The organism is Amycolatopsis sp. A133 (assembly GCF_031082405.1).
Classification (GTDB): Bacteria; Actinomycetota; Actinomycetes; order Mycobacteriales; family Pseudonocardiaceae; genus Amycolatopsis.
This window is the reverse complement of sequence record NZ_JAVHJU010000069.1, coordinates 153593-174769: the sequence shown is the minus strand read 5'-3', so window position 1 is coordinate 174769 and position 21177 is coordinate 153593. Positions and strand designations below refer to the sequence as shown.

21 protein-coding genes and 3 tRNA genes are annotated in these 21177 nt (G+C 71.6%); 15 read left to right on the top strand and 9 right to left on the bottom strand.

Annotation, left to right across the window (positions count from 1 at the left end):
• The first annotated feature begins 1 nt into the window (after position 1).
• Complete coding sequence (locus Q5425_RS42320) at positions 2 to 1312, top strand: NtaA/DmoA family FMN-dependent monooxygenase (RefSeq protein WP_308678078.1); 1311 nt, start codon at positions 2 to 4, stop codon at positions 1310 to 1312.
• Here Q5425_RS42320 and rfbA read toward each other — a convergent pair.
• Both rfbA and Q5425_RS42310 read right to left on the bottom strand, forming a co-directional pair.
• A complete protein-coding gene (gene rfbA, locus Q5425_RS42315) occupies positions 1309 to 2190 on the bottom strand; it encodes a glucose-1-phosphate thymidylyltransferase RfbA (RefSeq protein ID WP_308678077.1) in 882 nt (293 codons plus the stop codon). The two genes, Q5425_RS42320 and rfbA, sit on opposite strands and share 4 nt — an antisense overlap.
• Before the next feature lie 21 nt (positions 2191 to 2211).
• The gene (locus Q5425_RS42310; protein ID WP_308678076.1) at positions 2212 to 3378 is read right to left on the bottom strand and encodes a sialidase family protein; all 1167 of its coding nucleotides are present in this window, start codon (positions 3376 to 3378) and stop codon (positions 2212 to 2214) included.
• A 111-nt stretch (positions 3379 to 3489) separates the two neighbouring features.
• On the opposite strand from Q5425_RS42310, the gene Q5425_RS42305 reads away from it, so the two are divergent.
• Complete coding sequence (locus Q5425_RS42305) at positions 3490 to 4164, top strand: hypothetical protein (RefSeq protein ID WP_308678075.1); 675 nt, start codon at positions 3490 to 3492, stop codon at positions 4162 to 4164.
• 34 nt (positions 4165 to 4198) lie between these two features.
• Here Q5425_RS42305 and Q5425_RS42300 read toward each other — a convergent pair whose 3' ends face one another.
• Positions 4199 to 4690, bottom strand: a complete 492-nt coding sequence (locus Q5425_RS42300) for a YajQ family cyclic di-GMP-binding protein (RefSeq protein WP_308678074.1) — start codon at positions 4688 to 4690, stop codon at positions 4199 to 4201.
• 129 nt (positions 4691 to 4819) lie between these two features.
• Here Q5425_RS42300 and Q5425_RS42295 point away from each other — a divergent pair.
• Together Q5425_RS42295 and Q5425_RS42290 are read left to right on the top strand one after the other, a co-directional pair.
• A tRNA-Tyr gene (locus Q5425_RS42295) sits at positions 4820 to 4902 on the top strand.
• A gap of 55 nt (positions 4903 to 4957) precedes the next feature.
• A complete protein-coding gene (locus tag Q5425_RS42290; RefSeq protein ID WP_308678073.1) occupies positions 4958 to 5683 on the top strand; it encodes a sigma-70 family RNA polymerase sigma factor in 726 nt (241 codons plus the stop codon).
• A 73-nt stretch (positions 5684 to 5756) separates the two neighbouring features.
• On the opposite strand, the gene lon is transcribed toward Q5425_RS42290, so the two are convergent.
• From lon to Q5425_RS42275, 3 genes are all read right to left on the bottom strand, one after another.
• The gene (lon, locus tag Q5425_RS42285) at positions 5757 to 8207 is read right to left on the bottom strand and encodes an endopeptidase La (RefSeq protein ID WP_308678072.1); all 2451 of its coding nucleotides are present in this window, start codon (positions 8205 to 8207) and stop codon (positions 5757 to 5759) included.
• 100 nt (positions 8208 to 8307) lie between these two features.
• The gene (locus Q5425_RS42280; RefSeq protein ID WP_308678071.1) at positions 8308 to 9162 is read right to left on the bottom strand and encodes an SAM-dependent methyltransferase; all 855 of its coding nucleotides are present in this window, start codon (positions 9160 to 9162) and stop codon (positions 8308 to 8310) included.
• A gap of 71 nt (positions 9163 to 9233) precedes the next feature.
• Positions 9234 to 10172 carry a GNAT family N-acetyltransferase gene (locus tag Q5425_RS42275; RefSeq protein ID WP_308678070.1) on the bottom strand — a complete coding sequence of 313 codons (939 nt, stop codon included), beginning with the start codon at positions 10170 to 10172 and terminating at the stop codon, positions 9234 to 9236.
• Positions 10173 to 10409: 237 nt separating this feature from the next.
• On the opposite strand from Q5425_RS42275, the gene Q5425_RS42270 reads away from it, so the two are divergent.
• From Q5425_RS42270 to Q5425_RS42245, 6 genes are all read left to right on the top strand, one after another.
• On the top strand, positions 10410 to 13049 hold the full coding sequence (locus Q5425_RS42270) for a bifunctional diguanylate cyclase/phosphodiesterase (protein ID WP_308678069.1): 2640 nt from the start codon (positions 10410 to 10412) through the stop codon (positions 13047 to 13049).
• A gap of 80 nt (positions 13050 to 13129) precedes the next feature.
• Positions 13130 to 13202 (top strand) — tRNA-Thr (locus Q5425_RS42265).
• 129 nt (positions 13203 to 13331) lie between these two features.
• A tRNA-Met gene (locus tag Q5425_RS42260) sits at positions 13332 to 13404 on the top strand.
• 50 nt (positions 13405 to 13454) lie between these two features.
• On the top strand, positions 13455 to 13619 hold the full coding sequence (gene rpmG, locus Q5425_RS42255) for a 50S ribosomal protein L33 (protein WP_005152047.1): 165 nt from the start codon (positions 13455 to 13457) through the stop codon (positions 13617 to 13619).
• An 81-nt stretch (positions 13620 to 13700) separates the two neighbouring features.
• A complete protein-coding gene (locus tag Q5425_RS42250) occupies positions 13701 to 14150 on the top strand; it encodes a MaoC family dehydratase N-terminal domain-containing protein (protein ID WP_308678068.1) in 450 nt (149 codons plus the stop codon).
• Positions 14147 to 14584 carry a MaoC family dehydratase gene (locus tag Q5425_RS42245; protein ID WP_308678067.1) on the top strand — a complete coding sequence of 146 codons (438 nt, stop codon included), beginning with the start codon at positions 14147 to 14149 and terminating at the stop codon, positions 14582 to 14584. Before Q5425_RS42250 ends, Q5425_RS42245 begins: the two co-directional genes overlap by 4 nt.
• Before the next feature lie 89 nt (positions 14585 to 14673).
• Here the strand turns inward: Q5425_RS42245 and Q5425_RS42240 are convergent, their stop codons facing one another.
• Positions 14674 to 15849: a cytochrome P450 gene (locus Q5425_RS42240; protein ID WP_308678066.1), complete on the bottom strand. Its 1176-nt coding sequence runs from the start codon at positions 15847 to 15849 to the stop codon at positions 14674 to 14676.
• Between the two features lie 86 nt (positions 15850 to 15935).
• Here Q5425_RS42240 and Q5425_RS42235 point away from each other — a divergent pair, with 86 nt between their 5' ends.
• Genes Q5425_RS42235 through Q5425_RS42215 form a run of 5 tightly spaced genes read left to right on the top strand, consistent with a single transcriptional unit; the run spans position 15936 to position 19878 of the window.
• Complete coding sequence (locus Q5425_RS42235) at positions 15936 to 17003, top strand: TetR/AcrR family transcriptional regulator (RefSeq protein ID WP_308678065.1); 1068 nt, start codon at positions 15936 to 15938, stop codon at positions 17001 to 17003.
• 20 nt (positions 17004 to 17023) lie between these two features.
• Positions 17024 to 18295 (top strand): sigma-70 family RNA polymerase sigma factor, encoded by a 1272-nt coding sequence (locus tag Q5425_RS42230; protein WP_308678064.1) that lies wholly within the window; start codon positions 17024 to 17026, stop codon positions 18293 to 18295.
• Entirely contained in the window at positions 18292 to 19056 is a 765-nt protein-coding gene (locus tag Q5425_RS42225; protein ID WP_308678063.1) for an alpha/beta hydrolase, read from the top strand. The genes Q5425_RS42230 and Q5425_RS42225 overlap by 4 nt, the downstream gene beginning before the upstream one ends.
• Before the next feature lies 1 nt (position 19057).
• Positions 19058 to 19393, top strand: coding sequence for a YciI family protein (locus Q5425_RS42220; protein WP_308678062.1), 336 nt, complete (start codon positions 19058 to 19060; stop codon positions 19391 to 19393).
• Entirely contained in the window at positions 19393 to 19878 is a 486-nt protein-coding gene (locus Q5425_RS42215; RefSeq protein ID WP_308678061.1) for a GyrI-like domain-containing protein, read from the top strand. Before Q5425_RS42220 ends, Q5425_RS42215 begins: the two co-directional genes overlap by 1 nt.
• Here Q5425_RS42215 and Q5425_RS42210 read toward each other — a convergent pair.
• Together Q5425_RS42210 and Q5425_RS42205 are read right to left on the bottom strand one after the other, a co-directional pair.
• On the bottom strand, positions 19875 to 20327 hold the full coding sequence (locus tag Q5425_RS42210; protein WP_308678060.1) for an anthrone oxygenase family protein: 453 nt from the start codon (positions 20325 to 20327) through the stop codon (positions 19875 to 19877). The genes Q5425_RS42215 and Q5425_RS42210 overlap by 4 nt on opposite strands.
• Before the next feature lie 17 nt (positions 20328 to 20344).
• Positions 20345 to 21166: an NmrA family transcriptional regulator gene (locus Q5425_RS42205; protein WP_308678059.1), complete on the bottom strand. Its 822-nt coding sequence runs from the start codon at positions 21164 to 21166 to the stop codon at positions 20345 to 20347.
• Positions 21167 to 21177 lie beyond the last annotated feature (11 nt).

Sequence of the window (21177 nt, the reverse complement as noted above, 5' to 3'; positions counted from 1 at the left end):
GATGACCAAGCAGGTCAAGCTCGCCGCGCACTTCCCCGGCGTCAACAACACCACGGTGTGGAGCGACCCGGCCTCGGGCAGCCAGATCGACTTCGCGTCCTTCGAGCACCTGGCCCGCACGGCCGAACGCGGCAAGTTCGACTTCCTCTTCCTCGCCGAAGGCCTGCGGCTGCGGGAGCACGCGGGCAAGATCCTCGACTCCGACGTCGTCGGGCGGCCCAACACGACCACGGTGCTGGCCGCGCTGTCGGCCGTCACGACGCACCTCGGCCTGGCCGGGACGCTGTCGTCGACGTTCAACGAGCCCTACGAGGTGGCCCGCCAGGTCGCGAGCATCGACCACCTCTCCGGCGGGCGCGCGGCGTGGAACGTCGTGACGTCGCCGGACGCCTTCACCGGGCAGAACTTCCGGCGCGGCGGCTTCCTCAAGCGGGAAGACCGCTACGCGCGCGCCGAAGAGTTCCTCGCCACCGTGCGCGAGCTGTGGGACAGCTGGGCGCCCGGGACCCTGGTGGGGGACAAGGAGAACGGCGTCTTCGCCCGCGACCCGGGCCGGTTCGTCCACAGTGGGCCACAGTTCGACATCGCGGGTGAGTTCACGCTGCCGCGGACGCCGCAGGGGCAGCCGATCGTCATCCAGGCCGGCGACTCCGACGAGGGCCGGGAGTTCGCCGCGAAGACCGCGGATGTCATCTTCAGCAGGCACGGCAGCCTCGAAGACGGCCAGGCGTTCTTCCACGACGTCAAGCGCCGCCTGGCCGCGTACGGCCGCGAACACGGCGAGCTGCTGATCATGCCGGCCGCGACGTTCGTCCTCGGCGACACCGACGCCGAAGCCGAGGAGAACGCCCGCGAGATCCGGCTCCAGCAGGTGCGCCCGGCCACCGCGATCCAGTTCCTCGAGCAGGTGTGGAGCCGCGACCTGTCGGACTACGACGTCGACGGGCCGCTGCCGGAGGTTGATCCCGACCCGGACGCCGAGCCGCTGACCTGGGGCCGCGTCCGCCACGAGAAGGACCCGCTGGAAACGGCGCGGAGGTGGCGGGCCATCGCGGAGGAGAAGAAGCTCTCGATCCGCGAGCTGGTGATCGAGGCCACCGCGCGCCAGCAGTTCGTCGGCACGCCGTCGACGGTGGCCGCGGCGATCGACGATTACGTCCAGTCCGACGCCGCCGACGGGTTCGTGCTGGTGCCGCACCTGACACCGGGCGGGCTCGACGAGTTCGTCGACAAAGTCGTCCCCCACCTGCAGGAACGCGGGGTGTTCCGGACCGAGTACACCGGAACGACGCTGCGTGAGCAGCTGTTCTAGGCCGAAGCTCCCGCTGCTACGGCGACTGCCTTGACGTAGTCGCCGTAGCCGGACTTCGCCAGCTTCTCGCCCAGCGCGTAGCACTCGTCGGCGTCGATGAAGCCCATGCGCAGCGCGATTTCCTCGAGGCACGCGATGCGCACGCCGGTCCGGTGCTCCAGCACCTGCACGAACTGGCCCGCTTCGAGCAGCGAGTCGTGCGTGCCGGTGTCGAGCCAGGCGAACCCGCGGCTGAGCTCGACCAGCGTGGCGCGGTCCTCGCGCAGGTAGGTGAGGTTGACGTCGGTGATCTCGAGCTCACCGCGCGCCGACGGCGTCAGCGCGCGGGCGATGTCGACGACCCGGTTGTCGTAGAAGTACAGGCCGGTGATCGCCTTGTTGGAGCGCGGCTTCAGCGGCTTTTCCTCGATGGTGAGCAGCTTGCCGGTCTCGTCGACTTCGCCGACGCCGTAGCGCTCGGGGTCCTTGACCGGGTAGCCGAACAGGACGCAGCCGTCGAGCTCCCGCACGGCCTGCTGCAGGCGGCCGGAGAAGCCCTGGCCGTAGAAGATGTTGTCGCCGAGGACGAGCGCCACGTCGTCGTCGCCGATGAAGTCCGCGCCGATCACGAAGGCCTCGGCCAGCCCGTTCGGGCTGGGCTGCTCGGCGTAGGAGAACGAGACGCCGAACTGGTCGCCGTTGCCCAGCAGCCTGCGGAACATCGGCAGGTCGGTAGGGGTGGAGATGACGAGGATCTCGCGGATCCCGGCCAGCATCAGCACCGAGACCGGGTAGTAGATCATCGGCTTGTCGTAGACCGGGAGCAGCTGCTTCGACACCGCCTGGGTGATCGGGTGCAGGCGCGTCCCGCTGCCTCCGGCCAGCACGATGCCCTTCATGAACTGCCTCCCTGTCCTCGGTCACCCCCACCCTACGGGCTGGCTCCCCGGGCCGGTGGAGAACGGCTGAACGGCCGGTCCCTTCCCGAAGTAGGCCTTGCAGCCGCCGTTGTCCTCGGTGGCGATCTCCAGCACGTTCCGGCCGTCGTCCACCGGCAGCAGCGTCGAGGAGTAGTTGGGGCAGAAGTGGTTCCAGATGCCGGAGACGTGCACGGGAGCGGGCAGTTCGTACCAGGGGCCGCTGCCGAAGTCGTCGTTGGCGAGCAGCACCTGGCCGTTGTTCGGCTGGGGCTCGCCTGCCGCGTTGGTGTAGATCTGCCCGACCATGACGATCCGCACGCCGTTCGGGCCGCCGGGGAACAGCGTGATCGTCTGCGCGTGCTGGAAGTAGTTGCCGGTCGCGGTGCCGACCCGGGTACCGGGGTCGGCGGGATCGCCCCAGTTGGCGCCGTCGGCCGAGATCTTGAAGTACGGGTCGCAGTAGCGGTCGCGGAAGTTGCAGATCTCGTAGGCGAAGTAGTAGCGGCCGTCGGGCAGCCGCCGGATGATCGGCATGCCCGGCCGGACGCGGTCCGGCGGGATGGCCATGGTGAGCTGCTTGGTGCCCCAGTGCACACCGTCGGTCGAGGCGACCCGGTTGAGCACCTGCGCGTACTTCGGCGCCTGCGTCTCGTCGGCGAAGTGGAGCCAGAGTGTGCCGCCGGCGTCGACGGTGAACTCGGGCTCCCAGACGCCGTCGATGTTGTGCGACCGCGCGGCCTCGGACAGGAAGCTCCACGAGCGGCCGCCGTCCTTGCTGGCCCAGACGCGGATCCCGAGGCGGCGCTGCGGCCCGGCGTCCTGCCGGTAGGACGCGGCCCACAGGAGCGTGCCCGCCCTCAGCTTGCCGACCCGTTGCGGCAGCTCGTAGACGGTGCCGCAGCACATCCCGTACCGGCCGTCGGGGTCGCGGATTTCGCCGATCTCGTGGAAGGACTCGCCTTCGTCGGTGCTCTCCAGGACCGGCGTGAACTTGCCACCGGCGTCTTCGCTGGTGAGCGTGGCGACGATCCGCCCGTTCTCCAGCCGGATCAAGCGCGCGTAGGCGCCGAAGCCGGGGACGAGCTGCTTGCGTTCGGCCGCGCCCGCCGGCGTCAGCAGCGAGGCGACGGCCGCGAGCGTCAGCACGAAGACCAGCGAACGGCGCAACTCGACCCCCTCCACACGGTGACCGCGCGATTACAACACGGTCGGGCGGCGGCCACGGGGCGCATTCACGCGTTCGGGTAACGCTCCCGCGTTCGGGGCCGAAAGATCACCATGAGGATCCGGCTGAGTGGCCTGCTGCTGCTCTTGGTGCTGACGCCGGCGTGCGCGCCGTCGACCGGCTACGGCGAAATCGTGCCGCCTTCGACCTCGGCTTCTCCGGCGTCTTCGACTTCTTCGACGGCACCTGCGGTGCCGCGTGATGTGCCTCCGGAGACGCACACGGGCACGGACAGCGGCGAGTTCGCGACGACGTGGCCGGCGGACCAGGTGGGTTTCTTCACGTTCGAGTGCCCGAAGTGCACATCCAACGTGATCGTCGGCACCGACGGCAGCGAGCACGGCCTGGTCAACGCGATCGGCGCGTACAAGGGCACGAAGTGGATGAACACGGACCCGGCCAGGCCGGCGAAGAGGGTGACGGTCCACGCAAACGCGCCCTGGACGGCGACGATCGCGGATTACCGGAGCGTGGCCACGGCGGAGGCCGGCAAGGAGACGTCGGGCGAGGGTGACGCGGTGCTGAGGCTGCCGGAGGGGGTGGCGCGCATCCGGTTCGCGGCGAAGACGCGCGGGAACGTCGCGCTGTGGGTGATGTCCGTGTCCGGGGAGGACCGGGATCTGATCTTGAACCAGATCGGTGATGTGCAGGTGGATCGCGATGTCCGGGGGCCGGCGTACCTGCAGGTGGAGGGGTACGAGACGAGCTGGACGCTGACACCGTCCTGAGCGGGCACCCGGGGTACGGGTGCCCGCGACGGCGTCACCGGTAGTTGGTGAACTGCAGCGCGATCTCGAAGTCCTTGCCCTTCAGCAAGGCGATCACGTCCTGCAGCTGGTCCTTCTTCTTGCCCGACACCCGTAGCTGGTCGCCCTGGATCTGGGCCTGGACGCCCTTGGGGCCTTCGTCGCGGATGTACTTGGCGATCTGCTTCGCCTTGTCCGATGCGATGCCCTGCAGGATCTTGCCCGAGACCTTGTAGATCTTGCCGGACAGCGCCGGCTCGCCGGCTTCGAAGGCCTTCAGGGAGATGTTGCGCTTGATCAGCTTCTCCTTGAAGACCTCGATCGCGGCCAGTGCGCGCTCCTCGGTCTCGGACTCGATCGTGAGCGCCTCCTCGCCCGACCAGTTGATCGTCGTGCCCGTGCCGCGGAAGTCGAACCGCGTGCCCAGCTCCTTGCTCGCCTGGTTGAGCGCGTTGTCCACCTCCTGGCGGTCGACCTTGCTCACGACGTCGAAAGAGGGATCCGCCACGTGTCCTCACACCTCGTACTCGCTTGTCAGGGGCCTCCCAGCCTAGCCCCCACCGGGCGAGGGGTATCCCGGTTGACCCCTGCTCAAGCCCCTTGGGTAAGCTTCTCCCCGGCCGGTGAGACCGGCCTGGGCGGGTTACCCGAGTGGCCAAAGGGGACTGGCTGTAAACCAGTTGGCTTACGCCTACGGGGGTTCGAATCCCTCACCCGCCACCCAGCGAAGAAGCCCCGTGACCATGACTCTTGTCGTGGCGCGGGGTTTCTTCGCATGCAAGTGGGACTAAACCGGCAGGTCCGGCTGGGCGTGGGCTGGGACGTGACCACAGATGCTCCGATGGCCGGGCCGCACGACCAGGACGCGTTGTTCCGGGCGTTGTTCGCGCAGTACTTTGGCCGCCTCGCGCGGCTGGCACGCCTGCTCGGCGCGGACGATGCCGAGGACGTCGCCCAAGAGGCCTTCTGGTGGCTCCACCGGCGCCGGGACACCCTGACCGACCACCTTCGGGCGGTCCGCCTGCTCCACACGACCGTGGTGCGGCTGTCCCGGCAGCGGGCCGGGCGGGAGCGCTTCCCCCTGCTTGCCGGGCTGTCCCGCCGGCAGCGCGAAGTCCTCGTGCTCCGGTACGGGCTGGACCTCGCCACGACCGAGATCGCGGAGACGCTCGCCCTTTCGCCGCGCACCGTCGAGGCAGTCCGGCACCGTGCGATGGAAAAGCTGCGCCGGCGCGAGACCCCCACTCGAACGCCTGCCGGACCGCCCCTGAGGCGCGTCGAGACGGTGGCGGCGCTGGTGGTGGCGGCGCTGGTGGTCGCGACGAGCGTGTTTGCCGCGGCTCACCTGCCGACGGCGGGTACCGCGGGCTCGCAGGTCGCGGACACCTACCGTGCGGAAAGCACCCGGAGCCCCTCCACCTCGAACACCCCGACGACGGACGACTCCGAAGGCGAGCCGAGCGCGGTCACCTCGCCCTCCACCTCCGGAACCGGCGCGTGAATTCTCGTGGGAGAACGGCCGGTTCCCCCTGCGGGAAGGGGGAACCGGCCGTCCGGGGTGGCGGCGCTCGGGGTTACGCCGCCTGGGGAACCGGCGTCGAAGCCGGGGTCAAAGCGAGGTCGAGGACCTCGCGGACGTTCGCCACCGCGTGGACGTCCAGCTCGCTCAGCACCTCGGCCGGGACGTCGTCGAGGTCCGGCTCGTTGCGCTGGGGGATGATCACCGTCTTCATCCCGGCGCGGTGGGCCGCCAGCAGCTTCTGCTTGACGCCGCCGATCGGGAGGACGCGGCCGGTCAGGGAGACCTCGCCCGTCATCGCCACGTCCGCGCGGACCACGCGGCCCGACAGCAGCGATGCCAGCGCCGTTGTCATCGTGACGCCCGCCGACGGCCCGTCCTTCGGGACCGCGCCCGCCGGGACGTGGACGTGGATGCCGCGCTTCTTCAGGTCGCCCACCGGCAGTTCCAGCTCCGCGCCGTGCGACCTGAGGTACGACAGCGCGATCTGCACCGACTCCTTCATCACGTCGCCGAGCTGGCCGGTCAGCTGCAGCCCGGACGCGCCGGACTCCTCGTCGGCCAGCGACGCCTCGATGTAGAGGACGTCACCGCCCGCGCCGGTCACCGCCAGGCCCGTCGCCACGCCCGGGGTGGCCGTGCGCTGGGTCGACGCCGGCAGCGACGACTCCGGGATGTGCCGCGGGCGGCCCAGGTGGTCCGGAAGGTCGGGGGCGTCGATGGAAACCGGCAGCGACACCTCGTCCAGCGCCACCTTGGTCGCGATCTTCCGCAGCACCTTGGCGATCGTCCGGTTCGCGTCGCGCACGCCCGCCTCGCGGGTGTACTCGGTCGCGATCCGGCTGAACGCGGCGTCGGTCAGGACGACGTCCGAGACGCCGAGGCCGGCTCGCTCCAGCTCGCGGGGGAGCAGGTGGTCGCGGGCGATGGTGACCTTCTCGTGCTCGGTGTAGCCGTCCAGCGTGACGAGCTCCATGCGGTCCAGCAGCGGGCCGGGGATGGTCTCCAGCGCGTTGGCCGTGGCCAGGAACACGACGTCGGACAGGTCCAGCTCGACCTCGAGGTAGTGGTCGCGGAACGTGTGGTTCTGCTCCGGGTCCAGCACTTCGAGCAGCGCCGCCGTCGGGTCGCCGCGGTAGTCGGCGCCGACCTTGTCGATCTCGTCGAGCAGCACGACCGGGTTCATCGAGCCGGCTTCCTTGATGGCGCGGACGATCCGGCCGGGCAGCGCGCCGACGTACGTGCGGCGGTGGCCGCGGATCTCCGCCTCGTCGCGGATGCCGCCCAGCGCCACCCGCACGAACTTGCGGCCCATGGCCTTCGCGACGGACTCGCCCAGCGACGTCTTGCCGACCCCGGGAGGGCCCGCGAGGGCGAGCACGGTGCCAGCCCCTCGCCCACCACCACCCTCAACGGAGCTTCGCCCTGTACCGATTCCACGGCGTCCGCCGACCGGGCCGAAGCCGCTTTCGGCGCGGCGCTTGCGCACGGCCAGGTACTCGATGATGCGTTCCTTGACGTCGTCGAGCCCGGCGTGGTCGGCGTCCAGCACAGCGCGCGCGGCGGCGATGTCGTAGACGTCCTCGGTGCGCTCGTTCCAGGGCAGCTCCAGGACGGTGTCCAGCCACGTGCGGATCCAGCCGCCCTCGGGGGACTGCTCGGACGTGCGGTCCAGCTTGTCCACTTCGGACAGTGCGGCCTTCTTCACGGGCTCGGGCAGGTCGGCGGCTTCGACGCGGGCGCGGTAGTCGTCGTCCTGCGCGGTGCCGTCGAGCTCGCCGAGCTCCTTGCGGATGGCTTCGAGCTGGCGGCGCAGCAGGAACTCCTTCTGCTGCTTCTCCATGCCCTCGGCGACGTCCTTGCGGATCGTGTCGGTCACTTCGAGCTCGGCCAGGTGCTCCTTGCTCCACTCGAGCGCCTTCTCCAGGCGCGCGGTGACGTCCAGTGCGCTCAGCAGCTCGAGCTTCTGCTCGGTGGACAGGTACGGCGCGTTGCCGGACAGGTCGGCGATCGCGGAAGCGTCTTCGACCTGCTGGACGGCGTCCATCAGCTGCCAGCCGCCGCGCTGCTGGAGGATCGAGATGACGACGGCCTTGTACTCGGCCGCGAGCTTGGCGGTCTGGTCGTCCGTGGTCTCGGGGGCGTCCTCGGTGTGCACCCAGCGGGCGGCGCCGGGGCCGTCGGCGATCCGGCCGACAACCGCGCGGGCCGTGCCGCGCAGGAGGACGGCGGCCTTGCCGCCGGGCACGCGGCCGATGCGCTCGACCGTGGCGACGGTGCCGAACTCGGCGTACTCACCGTGCACGCGCGGAACGATCAGCACTTCGGCCTTGGTCGCCGCGGCAGAGCGGATACCGGGGAAGGAAGCCTGGCTCGGCGTCTTGGCCTGGGCGGACTCCACCGCGGCCCGCGTCTCGGTGTCGGTCAGGTCGAGCGGGACGACCATGCCCGGCAGCACGACGTCGTCATCGAGCGGGAGCACGGGCAGGAGGCGGGTGTCGGACATGTGCACTCCTCGGTTAGTTGAGTCTGCCTAGCTCAACTCTCCGATGGGTGCGTTTGTTTCCGATGGTGCGTTCGCCCACAGCGATCGGGAAAACCCCAGGTCAGGACCTTGATTTCTCCGCCACGGCGCACCACGCGAACGGGCGGGCCTCCGCTTCCAGGGCGTTGATCTTCCGGTCCGGCCGCCAGTCCGGCAGGTGCACGATGCCCGGCTCCAGGATGGTCCAGTCACCGAACAGCGGCTCGATCTCCTCGCGGTTGCGCAGCCACACCGGGTTGCTCGTCTTCCGGTACTGCTCGACGAACCAGCGCAGCCCTTCGAGCGTCTCGCCGGTGCCGTCGCCTTCGCTCATCTGGGAGATCGCCAGCCAGCTGCCCGGCGCGAGCGCGTCCCGGTACGCCGCCAGCAGGCCTTCCGGGTCGTCGTCCGGGCCAACGAAGTGCAGCACCGCCGCCATGATCAGGCAGACGGGCTGCGAGAAGTCGATCAGCCGGCGTGTCTCCTCCGCCCGCAGCACGGCCTTCGCGTCCCGCATGTCCGCCTGGACGATGCCCGCCCACTCGGTCGCCACGCTCTCTTCGAGGATCAGCGTCGCATGGGCGACGGCGACCGGCTCGTAGTCGACGTAGACGACCTTCGCGTCGTGGTCCTCGGGCAGCTCCGCCTCGACGACCTCGTGCACGTTGCCCGCCGTCGGCACGCCGGAGCCGAGGTCGACGAACTGGCGGATGCCGGCCCGCAGCGCCGCCCGCACCGCGCGGTTCATGAACTCGCGGTTCTGCTTCGACCCGGGGCGCACGAGCGGCCACTGCTGCTCCATGCGCCTGCCGAACTCCCGGTCCACGGCCCAGTTCTGGGTACCGCCCAGGTACCAGTCGTAGATCCGGGCCGCGGACGGCTTCTCGGTGTCGACTCCCTCGGGCGCTCTCGGCGCGGAATCCCGCTGATCGGTCACTTCAGGCTCCCCTCGCTGGCGGCGGGGGCCAGCCTATAAGGCCTGCGCACCGGCGGTAATCCACCAGAGGTTCACCGAACGGCCGGACGGCGCTGCCAGTACGTCCACAGCGGGCGATACCCCTGCGCGTACCAGAACGGCGTCGAAAGCGGGTTCGCCGCGGCGTGGTGCAGCAGGACGACGTCGGCGCCCTCCTCGTCGAGGACCTGGTGGGCGTGGGTCGCCAGCGCCGTGCCGACACCGGACGACCGCGCCGCCTCCGCCACCGCCAGCGACGACAGGTAGCCGACGCGGGAAGCGGCGACGCGGCCGCTGATCCAGCCCGTCTCACCGGGGTGCTGGACGCTCACCATGCCGAGCGGGCGCCCGTACAGCTCGGCGATCCACAACGGCGGTTCCGGCCGCTTCAGCTGCTCGGCGAGGTCCTTGGCCAGGATGTCCTCGACGCCGGTGCGCCAGTTGACCGTGCCGTACTGGGCGTCGTAGGAGTGCAGCTCCATGCCGAGCTCCACCGCCGTCTCGAGGTCGCCCGGTTCGGCGCGGCGGATCTTGACCCCCGGTGTCCCCAGCGGGGTCGCCGGGATCAGCCGCTGCGCGGGGCGGACCGCGATCACCCGCAGCGGCGCGAAGCCGTGGTGCAGCATTTCGCGCGCACCGGCGGCGTCCCGGCTCGCGCGCGGGACGATCGCCGCCGTCTCCGTGTCGCCGCGCTCGGCGACCGCGCGCAGATGTTCATCCCATCGGGTGAGGAGGGCGTCCAGGACGGCCGCCGGCTGCGGGCCGGCCAGCTGGACGTCGAGCCGGTGCTCGGTCAGGGCGCGCCACGGCGCGTTGGGGGCGTCGCGGTCGACCTGGACGCGGGAAGCCAGCCCGGACGCCGCCGAGCCGCCCGTCGCAACCTCCAGCACCACCGCGTTTTCCGCCGCTTCGAATGGAGCCGAGCCGGGGAGGAGGGAATCCACCGCCGCGAGCCGCGCCGCGTGCTCGGTGGCAATCACATCGCTGTGCATGGGCCCATTGAAGCGCGACCCGGCCCGCCGTGTGGAGAGAACGAGCCCAGGTTCGTACACCCGTGGTTTCACCCCTTGGTCCACGCAGGTCAGCGCGTTCGAGGCATTGTTAACCCTGGGGTGATCTCCTACTGTCTCGAAAGGGACGCGGGTACGCCCTACGGGGTACGGTATGGCCCCTGTCCACACCCGAAGTCACGGATCAGCACCGGTGGACAAGCCGGGAGGGAAGGTCGGATGCCGGACACCAACGCCCACGGCGACGCCGTCGCGCAGGCGCAGCCCGGGCCTGGGGCCGCTTCCGGGGCACCACCCGTCTCCGCCGAAGCCCGCACCGACGAACGCCGGTTCCGCGCCTACACCTTCGCCGTCCTCAGCATCGGGCTCGCCGCCGCGTTCGCGGTCGGCACGTGGCTGCCGTTCCAGTGGGACGACCGGCTGCTGTGGATCGGGCCCGTGCTCGCGGTCGCCTTCCTGCTCGCCGAACAGCTCGGCATCAACGTCGACGTCCGCAGCGGCATCTCGTGGACCATCTCCTTCACCGAAATCCCGCTCGTCATCGGGTTCTTCATCGCGCCGTTCGAAGTCGTGCTGGCCGCGCACCTCATCGCCGGCATCGGCACGCTGCTCGCGCGCAAGGTCGCCGGCCGGGTGCTCTACAACGCGGGCGCGTTCCTGCTCGAGATCACCGGCGCCTTCGCGGTCGCCGGGCTGGTGAAGCACCTCGTCGGGACCGGCGACAAGATCCCGTGGGTCGCGGCGCTGGCCGGCACCCTGACCGCGCCGCTGGTGAGCACGCTGCTCGCGCTGGCCGCGGTCCGCGTGCTGCGCCGCCGCATGCGGGTCAGCACCGCCGTCCGGCTCACCGGGCGGATCCTGGTCGTCGGCTTCGTCAACGCGTCCGTCGGCCTCTCCGGCTACCTCGTCATCTCCAGCACGCCCAAGGCGTGGCCGCTGGTGCTCGCCGTCTTCCTCGGCCTCACCGCGCTGTACTGGGCCTACTCCGACCTGCTGCGCGAGCAGCGGGACATGGAGGCGCTCTCGGACGTCAGCCTGATGGTGGCCCGCTCGGGCCAGCAGGCCGCGGCGCGCCCGGCCAGCCGCGCGGACGAGCTCGTCGGCGGGGTCGACGTCCGCGAATGGGCGACCATCGCCGAGCGCATCAAGGACCAGCTCGCCGCGGGCCGCGTCGTGCTGAGACTCCGGCTCGAACCGAAGGACACCATGCGCGTCGTCGTCGCGGGCGACGACCTGCCACCCGCCGACCCGGCCGCCGACGACCCGCTGCTGCGGCTGCCCGGCGCGCACGTCCGGCACTTCCGGATCACCGAAGCCAACCCCGACGTCCGCGCGGCGCTGCTCGACCGCGGCGCGCAGGAAGCCCTCGTCGTCCCGCTGCGCAGCGCGAACCGGCTGCTCGGCGTGGTCGAGGCGCACGACCGGCTGTCCCGCTGGCGCGGCTTCGGCAAGTACGACGTCCAGCTGCTCGGCACGATGGCCAGCCACCTCGCGACGTCGCTCGACAACCGGCGCCTGCTGGCGACGCTGCGCCACGACGCCTACCACGACCCGCTCACCGGGCACCTCAACCGGCCGGGCTTCCGGCAGGTGGCGAAGGAACCGCTGCGGGACTTCGCCAACGCCGTGGTGCTGCGGATCGACCTCGACGTCTTTTCGACGGTCAGCGACGCGCTCGGCTACGCCTGGGCCGACCGGATGGTCGTCGCCGCGGGCCGCCGCATCCGCGACGCGCTCGGCCCCGACGTCCCGCTCGCCCGGCTCGAAGGCGCGTCCTTCGCGGCGCTGCTCGTCGGCTGCCCGCCCGAAGACGCCCACCACGCGGCGGAACGGCTGCGCGAAGAGCTGTCGGCGCCGTACCCGGTCGACCGGCTCTCGGTCGAGGCGAACGCGATGATCGGCTACGCGACGACGTCCGCGGAAGAACCCGGCGACGTCGTCGACATCGAAGGCCTGCTGCAGCGCGCCGACGTCGCCGTCCGCGCGACCAAGGGCGGCGAAGAGGTCCGCGGCTACGTGCCGAGCATGGGCCAGATCTTCCTGCGCCGCTTCCAGATGGTGACGCAGTTCCGGCAGTCCCTGGAAGACGGCCAGGTCAGCGTCCACTACCAGCCGAAGATCACCCTGCCGAACCGCCAGGTCCAGGGCGTCGAGGCGCTGGTCCGCTGGGTGCACCCGGAGTTCGGCAGGCTCGGCCCGGACGAGTTCGTCCCGGCCATCGAAGCGGCCGGCCTGATCGGCGTCCTGACGGGTTTTGTGCTCGGCGAGGCGCTCAAGCGCTGCCGCAAGTGGCTCGACGAGGGCCTGCGGATCTCGGTCGCGGTCAACCTGTCGGTGCGCAACCTCGCCGACGAGGACTTCCCGGCCAAGGTGGCCCGCGAGCTGGAGCACTACGGCATCCCGCCCGAGCTGCTGACGTTCGAGCTGACCGAGTCCGGCGTGATGTCCGACCCGCAGAAGGCGCTGCCGATCCTGCGGGAGCTGCACTCGCTGGGCATCACGCTCGCGGTCGACGACTTCGGGACCGGGTACTCGTCGCTGGCGTACCTGCGGCAGCTGCCGGTCGACCAGGTCAAGATCGACAAGAGCTTCGTCCTCGGCATGGGGACCGACCTCGGCGACCTCGCGGTGGTCCGGTCGATCGTCGAGCTCGGGCACTCGCTCGGCCTGACGGTGGTGGCCGAGGGCGTCGAGGAGGACGTGGCACGCGACCAGCTCGAAGCGATGGGCTGTGACGTCGCCCAGGGTTACCTGATCTCGCGGCCGCTGCCGGAGGACCGCCTGGAGGCGTGGCTGCAGGCCCGCACGGCCCGCTCACCGGGGCGGCACTCGGAGACCGTTTTGACCCTCCTGACCTGAGGTTTTGCTCTTTCGGGACCCCGGTTGCACGGCCGGGTGACGGGGGTTGGTAATCTTTCCAAGTCCTCGCGAGAGGCCAGGCCCCTTTAGCTCAGTCGGCAGAGCGTCTCCATGGTAAGGAGAAGGTCTACGGTTCGATTCCGTAAAGGGGCTCCGCGAGTGGGCGAGCTATGCTTGCATAAAGCGCAAGCCTAGCTCGCTTCGCGGTGTCCTCTGGGGGCCGAGCCCCCAGACCCCCGCCAGGGGGCACGCCCCCTGGACCCCCGGGGTTGGGCATGCTAGGGCGGTGTAGCTCAGTTGGCAGAGCAAGCGGCTCATAATCGCTGTGTCGCCGGTTCAAGTCCGGCCACCGCTACGCGGTAACGACGGGGCTGGCCCCCGGGACCTGAGAGAGAAGGAAACGCTGTGGCTGCCACCGACGTGCGACCCAAGATCACGCTGGCGTGCGAAGAGTGCAAGCACCGCAACTACATCACCAAGAAGAACCGGCGCAACAACCCGGATCGCCTGGAGATGAAGAAGTTCTGCCCGAACTGCGGTACGCACCGGACGCACAAGGAAACCCGCTGACGCGTAGCGCGTTCACACCAGCTCGAAGAAGCCGCCCGGAGTTGCTCCGGGCGGCTTCTCGCTGTTGGTAGCCTCGTCGCCGTGCCCTTGGACCAGTCGTTCACCGGGCGGAGCTATCCGCCGCAGACCAGCTACGAAGTGAGCCGGGAGAAGATCCGGGAGTTCGCCGACGCGATCGGCGACGCGAACCCGGTCTACCGCGACCCGGAGGCGGCCCGCGAAGCCGGCCACCCGGACGTGATCGCCCCGCCGACCTTCCTCACGATCATCAACCTCGCCTCGATCAACGCGATCGTCGCCGACCCCGAGCTCGGCCTCGACTATTCGCGGATGGTCCACGGCGACCAGGGCTTCACCTACACGCGCCCGGTGTTCGCCGGCGACGTGCTCGAGGTGACCACCCACATCGACGCGATCATGGCCCGCGCCGGCAACGACTTCATCAACCTGCGCGCCGACATCACCGACGCCGCCGGCCAGAAGGTCTGCACCACCCGCGCGCAGCTGGTGGTCCGAGGGGAGACCGCGTGAACGCCGCTTACGGGGGTCCGGGTGGCGGAGCGCATGTCACAGTCGGCGACGAGCTGCCCGCCCTCGAGGTCCGCATCACCCGCGAGCAGCTGGTGCGCTACGCCGGTGCGGCACTCGACTTCAACCCGATCCACTGGAACGAGGCGTTCGCGAAGGACGTCGGCCTCCCCGACGTGATCGCGCACGGGATGCTGACCATGGCGGTGGCGGGCCGCGTGGTCACGGACTGGCTCGGCGACCCGGCCCGGCTGATCGACTTCAGCGCCCGCTTCACCCGCCCGGTCGTGGTGCCGAACACCCCGGAGGGCGCGCTGGTCGAGATCACCGGCAAGGTCGCCGACGTCAAGGACGACGGCATCGCGCGGATCGACCTCGTGGTGAAGTTCGACGGCAAGACGGTGCTGGGGAAGCCGCAGGCCCTGGTCCGCTACTGAGACCCCGCCCGCCCGCCGGTCGTGAGTGGTAAGGCGGGTTCTAACCCGCCTTACCACTCACGACCGGTCCGGAGCTTGCGGAGGGCCGGTCACAGCGTCAGCAGCAGTGCCGCCGGTCGCCAGGTTCCGCCGTCGGGCGCGCGGGGCACGTCCCCGGCCAACGCGAGGCCGGGGAAGCGGGCGAACAGCGACGACAACGCCACTTCCGTCTGCACCCGCGAAATCGAGGCGCCGAGGCAGAAGTGCGGCCCGTGCGAGAAGCCCAGCTGCGCCGGCCCCTCGCGGGTGACGTCGAAGCGATCCGGGTCGGCGAACGCGCGCGGGTCGCGGTCGGCCGCCACCATCGCCACCGTCACCCGCTCCCCCTTGCCGATCGTCTCCCCGCCGATCTCGACGTCCTCGCGCGCGAACCGCGGCGTGGTCAGCAGCTGCGGGCTGCACCAGCGCATCAGCTCCTCGACCGCCCCCGGCCACCGCCCGGGCTCCGCGCGCAGCAGGTCCAGCTGGTCCGGGTGCCGCAGCAGCGCTTCGACGGCGTTGGCGATCAGGTTCACCGGCGTCTGCCCGCCCAGCACCAGGTGCCAGACCAAGGTGACCAGCTCGGTGTCGGTGAGCCGATCCCCGTCCTCGGCCTGGGCCCGCACCAGGTCGCCGATGAGGTCGTCGCCCGGCTCGGCCCGGCTGCGCGCCACCGCCTCCTTGGCCCCTTCGACGATCGCCGGGATCGCCGCGGCGAAGTCCGGGCCCATCCCGCCGGCCACGGCGGCCCCGTGTTCGCGCCAGCGAGGACGGTCGCCTCCGGGAATGCCGACCAGCTCGCAGATCACGTCGATCGGCAGCGGCCGCGCGAAGTGCGGGACCAGGTCGACCACGCCGTCTTCGGCGTGCCCGGGCAGCTCGTCGAGCAGCCGGCCGGTGATCGCCGCCAGCCGCGGCCGCAGCTGCGCGGCCCGCTTCGGGGTGAACGCCGGCGCCACCAGCCGCCGCAGCCGCAGGTGCTCCGGCCCGTCCTTCTCCGCCATCGTCGCCATGTACTGCAGGCAGTGCTCGGGGATGCCGGGTGGGCGCAGGAAGCTGCCGGCGGTCACCTCGAACCGGGGGTCGGTCAGCATCGCGCGCGCTTCGGCGTAGCGGGTCAGCGCCCAGAACGGGCCGAAACCGGGGATGACCAGCTTGGCCACCGGGCTCACCTCCCGCGCCCGGTCGTAGGCGGTGAACGGGTCGGTCAGCACCTCGGCGTCGGTCAGGTCGATCTCGGGGGTCATCCACCACTCCAGATGTTCAAATCAGATGTTCTTATCATCTCAGTGGTCACGGTATCTTGATTCGCGATCCCACGGCAAGGAGGACGATGGCCAGGCTCAGCAGGGCGGAAACCCAGGAACGCAACCGCGCCAAGGTGCTCGCCGCCGCCCGCGACGAGTTCGCCCGCCGCGGCTTCCGCGAGGCGAAGATCGACGTCATCGCCGAACGCGCCGAGCTCACCCGCGGCGCGGTCTACTCCAACTTCCCCGGCAAGCGAGCCCTGTACTTCGCCGTCCTGGCCGACCTCGCCGAACGCGCGCCCCGGCCCGCCGCCCCGCCGCCGGACCCCGGCGCCGCCGAAGCGCTGGCCGCGTTCGCCCGCGCCTGGATCGCCCGGCTCCCGCTGGCCACCGACAGCGACAGCGAAGACGCCCGCCTCGCCCGTGACCTGCTCCCGGAAATCCTCGCCGACGAGCACACCCGCCGCCCGTTCGCTCAGCTCATGCGGGTCGAGGCGATCCTGCTCGGGCTCGCCCTCGAACGCCTCCGCCCCGGCCGCCGTCTTGTGCGCGTCGCCGAAGCCGCCCTCACCACGCTGCACGGCGCGAGCCAGCTCGCCGCCGCCGCACCCGGCTTCGGCGAGCCGTTCCACCTCGTCACCGCCTGCGCCGCCCTCCTGGACCTCGACCTGAGCGACGACTGGCCGGCGGCACCGCCGATCACCACCCAGGCCCGGCCCGACGGACGGCACTGGGACCCGCCGGCCGCGACCGACCTGCTGACCGGCGACACCATCCGACCCGGCGACGGCGTCGTCGCCGTCCTCGGCCTGCACCGCGCGGCGGCCTTCGAAGAGGCCGTGCGCGCCGGCGCCGACGTCACCGCCGTGCTCGTCACCAGCGACCCCGGCGAACTCGCCCCGCTGGCCCGGCTCGCCGTCGCCGACCTGCGCACCTGCCTCGACCAGGCGATCGCCCCCGCGCCCCGGCCCCGGCTGCGGATCGTCTGCGACACCGGCGAACTCGCCGCGGCCGCCGGCGTCACCGCCGTCAGCGACGCCACCGAGACGGCCATCCGCGTCGAAAGCGGCCGGATCGCCACGCGAGCGGAAGGGTTCGGCGCGTGCCACGCCGTGGCTGTCGGTCCGAAGCCCGGCCGTTCGTCGGGAGGGTGACACCGGCGGGAGGAGCGGGAGTGGACGTCGAGACCGCGGTAGCCGAAGCGTTCCGCGAGGAGTGGGGCCAGGTCGTGGCCACGCTCATCCGGATCACCGGCGACTGGGACCTCGCCGAGGAGTGCGCCCAGGAAGCCTTCGCCCTCGCCCTGCGCACCTGGCCCCGCGACGGCATCCCGGACTCGCCCGGCGCCTGGCTGACCACCGCCGCCCGCAACCGCGCCACCGACCGGCTCCGCCGCGACACGCTCGGCGCCGCCAAACTCCGGGAGGCCGCCCTCGTGCCCGTCCCCGACCACCCCGAACCCGACGACAGCGGCGTCACCGACGACCGGCTGCGGCTCATCTTCACCTGCTGCCACCCCGCCCTGGCCACCGAAGCCCAGGTCGCGCTCGCGCTGCGCACCCTGGCCGGCCTGTCCACCGCCGAGATCGCCCGCGCCTTCCTCGTCCCCGAAGCGACCATGTCCCAGCGGCTCGTGCGGGTGAAGCGCAAGATCCGCCACGCCCGCATCCCCTACCGCGTCCCGCCCGCACACCTGCTGCCCGAACGCACCAACGCCGTGCTCGGCGTGCTCTACCTGACCTTCAGCGAGGGCTACTCCGCCGGGGCGGGGCCCGACCTGCTCCGCCCGGACCTCGCCGCCGAAGCGCTCCGGCTCGCCCGCGTCCTCGCCGAGCTGATGCCCGACGAACCCGAAGCCCTCGGCCTGCTCGCCCTGATGCTGCTCCAGCACGCCCGCCGCGCCACCCGCGTCGACGCCGACGGCGTCCTCGTCCCCCTCGAAGAGCAGGACCGCACCCGCTGGGACACCGCCGCGATCACCGAGGGCACCCGCGTTCTGGAGACCGCGCTGCGCCGCCGCCGTCCCGGGCCGTACCAGATCCAGGCCGCCATCGCCGCCTGCCACGCCACCGCCGCCCGCGCCGCCGACACCGACTGGCCCCAGATCGCCGGCCTCTACGCCGAGCTGGGCAAACACGTGCCCAGCGCTGTCGTCGCCCTCAACCGCGCCATCGCGGTCGCCATGGCCGACGGCCCGGCCGCCGGGCTCACCCTCCTCGACGAGGTCGAGCTCGAGGGCTACCACCTGCTGCCCGCCGCCCGCGCCGACTTCCTCCGCCGCCTCGGCCGCCACACCGAAGCCGCCCACTGGTACGGCCTGGCCCGCGACCTCGCCGGCACCGAAGCCGAACGCGCCTACCTCACCCGGAGAATTTCGGAAGTGGTGTCGGTCCCGGGCGAGGCCGTTCGTCGGTCGGGTGAAGCCCGACCACCGGAGGCACCATGACCACCCTCGCCGTCCCCGGCGCCACGATCACCTACGACGTCCACGGCCGCGGCCCGGTGCTGCTGCTGATCCCCGGCGGCCCCGCCGACGCCGCGGTGTTCACCCACATCCGGCCGCTGCTGGCCGAAGACCACACCGTCGTCACCTACGACCCGCGCGGCCTGTCCCGCAGCCCCCTCGACGGCACGCCGGGCACCGACCCCGTCGGCGACCACGCCGAAGACGTGCACCGGCTGCTGACCGAGGTCGGCCCCGCCGACGTCCTGGCCACCAGCGGCGGCGCGATCACCCTGCTCGAACACCTGCGCCGCCACCCCGCCGGCGTCCGCACCGCCGTGCTGCACGAACCACCGGTCACCCGCTACCTGCCCGCCGGCGCCCTCGACGGACCCGACGTCCCGGCCCTCTTCCGCGACCACGGCCTCGCGGCCGCCTTCGCCGCGTTCATGAAGGTCGTCGGCGTCGACCCCGCTCCGCCGCTCGACCCGCGCGCGGAAGGCAACTTCGCCTACTTCTTCGGCCACCTGATGCCCGCGATCGGCGCCTACGAGCCCGACCTCGACGCGCTCCGGGCGGCACCGGCGCGGCTGGTGGTCGCCGTCGGCGAGGAGTCCACCGGGCTGCCGGCCCACCACGCCGCCCTCGGGCTGGCCGCCGGCCTCGGCGTCGGCGCCGAACCGTTCCCCGGCGGCCACGGCGGGTTCGACACCGAAGCGGAAGCCTTCGCCGCGCGCCTGCGCGACGTCCTGAAAGGATGCTGACATGCAGTACCTGCTGATGATCTGCGGCGACGAAACCGCCGAGGAACACCAGAACGACGGCTGCGGCGGCTGGGGTGAAGACCTCGAACGCCGCGGCAAGATCCGCGGCGGCGGCGGCCTCCGCCCACCGGCGGAAGCCACCACGATCCGCGTCCGCGACGGCGAAGTGCTGCTCACCGACGGACCGTTCACCGAAGCCAAGGAACAGATCGGCGGCTTCGTCATCCTCGACTGCGCCGACCTCGACGAAGCCCTCGAACTCGCCGCCCGGCACCCCGCCGCGGCCTACGGCAGCATCGAAGTCCGCCCGATGCTCGGACCGGAGGACTTCGCCTGATGCCCGCCATCGTCGACCGGCCCGCCCAGCGGTACGTCGCCGAACGCGCCACCGTCGGCATTCCCGACTTCCCGCGGATCGCCGACCGGCTGCCACCACTGGCCGCCACCCTCGCCGCCGCCGGCGTCGCCTTGGCGGGAGCCCCGTTCTTCCGCTACCGGACGCTGCACCCCGGCCCGCGGTTCACCGTCGAGGCCGGCGTCCCGTTCGAAGGGACCTACACCCCGGAAGAGCCCGCCTTCCTCGGCGAGCTCCCGGCCGGCCGGTACGTGCTCGACACCTACGTCGGCGCTCCCGGCGGCCTGGCCGCCGCGACGGAGGCCGTCCTCGCCTGGGGCGCCGCCGAAGGCGTCCCCTGGGACCGCACCGACGGGCCGGACGGCGAGGACTGGGGCTGCCGCCTGGAAGTGCTGCGCACCGACCCCCGCGAGGTCGCCGACCCCGCGAAGTGGGTCACCGACCTGCTCTTCCGCCTCAAGAGCTAACCGCGGCCGGTGAGCACGGCCCCGGCCAGGCAGCCGAAGCCCGCCGTGCTCACCAGTGCGCGCAGCACGTTCCAGCGCACCCACGCCGTCTCGAACCGCGCCCGCAGCGCCGCGTGATCGTCGCCGCCGGCGGCCAGCGCGTTGTTCAGCGGGATGTGCACCACCCCGGTGATCACCACCATCACCACCAGGAACCCGAACCCCGCGAGCACCCACGGCCGCGGGCCCGGGTTCAGGAACACCGCCACCCCCGCCAGCACCGGCGCGCCCAGGAACGTCAGCATGAACACCGGGTTCACGATCGCGACGTTGATGCCGCGCATCCCCTCGACGAACGTCTTGTCGTCCCCGCGCGCCAGACCCGGCAGCACCGAGCACGCGTAGGCGTAGAACAACCCGGCGATCAGCCCCGCCGCGACCAGCGCGGCCACCAGCACCACCAGCGACATCGGTCTCCCCTTCCTCGTCACCGGGCCCAGACCCCGGTTGCGGCGGCGTCCCGCGCGAATTCGGCGAAATCCGTCGCCGGACGGCCCAGCACCCGCTCGACATCGGCCGTCACCGACGAGTTGCGGCCGTCCAGCACCCGGGCGAACAGCTCGGTCAGCGCGCCGACCTCCGCCTCGGGCACCCCCTGACCGACCGCCGCGGCGGCGAACTCCCCGGCCGAAACCGGAACATAGCGGACATCTCGCCCCGAGGCGGCCGAAATGTCCGCGGCGGCGTCGGCGAAGCTCAGCAGCCGCGGCCCGGTCAGCTCGTACAGCGCACCGTCGTGCCCGGGTTCGGTCAGCACCTGCACCGCCACGTCGGCGAGGTCGCGGACGTCGACGAACGGCTCGGTCACCGTCCCCGCCGGCAGCACGATCTCCCCGGCGCGCACCGCCTCCAGCAGGAAGTGCTCGCTGAAGTTCTGCGCGAACCAGCTGCACCGCAGGACCGTCCAGCCGGTGCCGGCCTCCCGGACGATCCCTTCGCACGCCTCGGCTTCCTCCTCGCCGCGGCCGGACAGCAGCACCAGGTGCCGCACCCCGAACGCCACCGCCAGCTCGGTGAACGCCCGGATGTCCGCCGCCGCCTCCGGCACCACCAGATCGGGGTAGTAGGTCAGGTAGACCGCGTCGACCCCGGTGAGCGCCCGCGCCCAGGTCCCGCGATCACCCCAGTCGAACGGCGGCGACCCGCGCCGCGACGTGATCCGCACCGGCAGACCGCGCTCCCGCAACCGGTCCGCCACCCGGCGACCGGTCTTGCCGGTCCCGCCCACCACCAGGAATGTTGTTGTCATGACGCCGAGTC

Excerpts from the sequence above, each read along its gene's own strand:
- Q5425_RS42320 (WP_308678078.1), top strand. The coding sequence starts at position 2 with ATGACCAAGCAGGTCAAGCTCGCCGCGCACTTCCCCGGCGTCAACAAC.
- rfbA (WP_308678077.1), bottom strand. The coding sequence starts at position 2,190 with ATGAAGGGCATCGTGCTGGCCGGAGGCAGCGGGACGCGCCTGCACCCG.
- Q5425_RS42305 (WP_308678075.1), top strand. The coding sequence starts at position 3,490 with ATGAGGATCCGGCTGAGTGGCCTGCTGCTGCTCTTGGTGCTGACGCCG.
- Q5425_RS42290 (WP_308678073.1), top strand. The coding sequence starts at position 4,958 with ATGCAAGTGGGACTAAACCGGCAGGTCCGGCTGGGCGTGGGCTGGGAC.
- lon (WP_308678072.1), bottom strand. The coding sequence starts at position 8,207 with ATGTCCGACACCCGCCTCCTGCCCGTGCTCCCGCTCGATGACGACGTC.
- Q5425_RS42275 (WP_308678070.1), bottom strand. The coding sequence starts at position 10,172 with ATGCACAGCGATGTGATTGCCACCGAGCACGCGGCGCGGCTCGCGGCG.
- Q5425_RS42270 (WP_308678069.1), top strand. The coding sequence starts at position 10,410 with ATGCCGGACACCAACGCCCACGGCGACGCCGTCGCGCAGGCGCAGCCC.
- Q5425_RS42240 (WP_308678066.1), bottom strand. The coding sequence starts at position 15,849 with ATGACCCCCGAGATCGACCTGACCGACGCCGAGGTGCTGACCGACCCG.
- Q5425_RS42235 (WP_308678065.1), top strand. The coding sequence starts at position 15,936 with ATGGCCAGGCTCAGCAGGGCGGAAACCCAGGAACGCAACCGCGCCAAG.
- Q5425_RS42225 (WP_308678063.1), top strand. The coding sequence starts at position 18,292 with ATGACCACCCTCGCCGTCCCCGGCGCCACGATCACCTACGACGTCCAC.
- Q5425_RS42220 (WP_308678062.1), top strand. The coding sequence starts at position 19,058 with ATGCAGTACCTGCTGATGATCTGCGGCGACGAAACCGCCGAGGAACAC.
- Q5425_RS42215 (WP_308678061.1), top strand. The coding sequence starts at position 19,393 with ATGCCCGCCATCGTCGACCGGCCCGCCCAGCGGTACGTCGCCGAACGC.
- Q5425_RS42210 (WP_308678060.1), bottom strand. The coding sequence starts at position 20,327 with ATGTCGCTGGTGGTGCTGGTGGCCGCGCTGGTCGCGGCGGGGCTGATC.
- Q5425_RS42205 (WP_308678059.1), bottom strand. The coding sequence starts at position 21,166 with ATGACAACAACATTCCTGGTGGTGGGCGGGACCGGCAAGACCGGTCGC.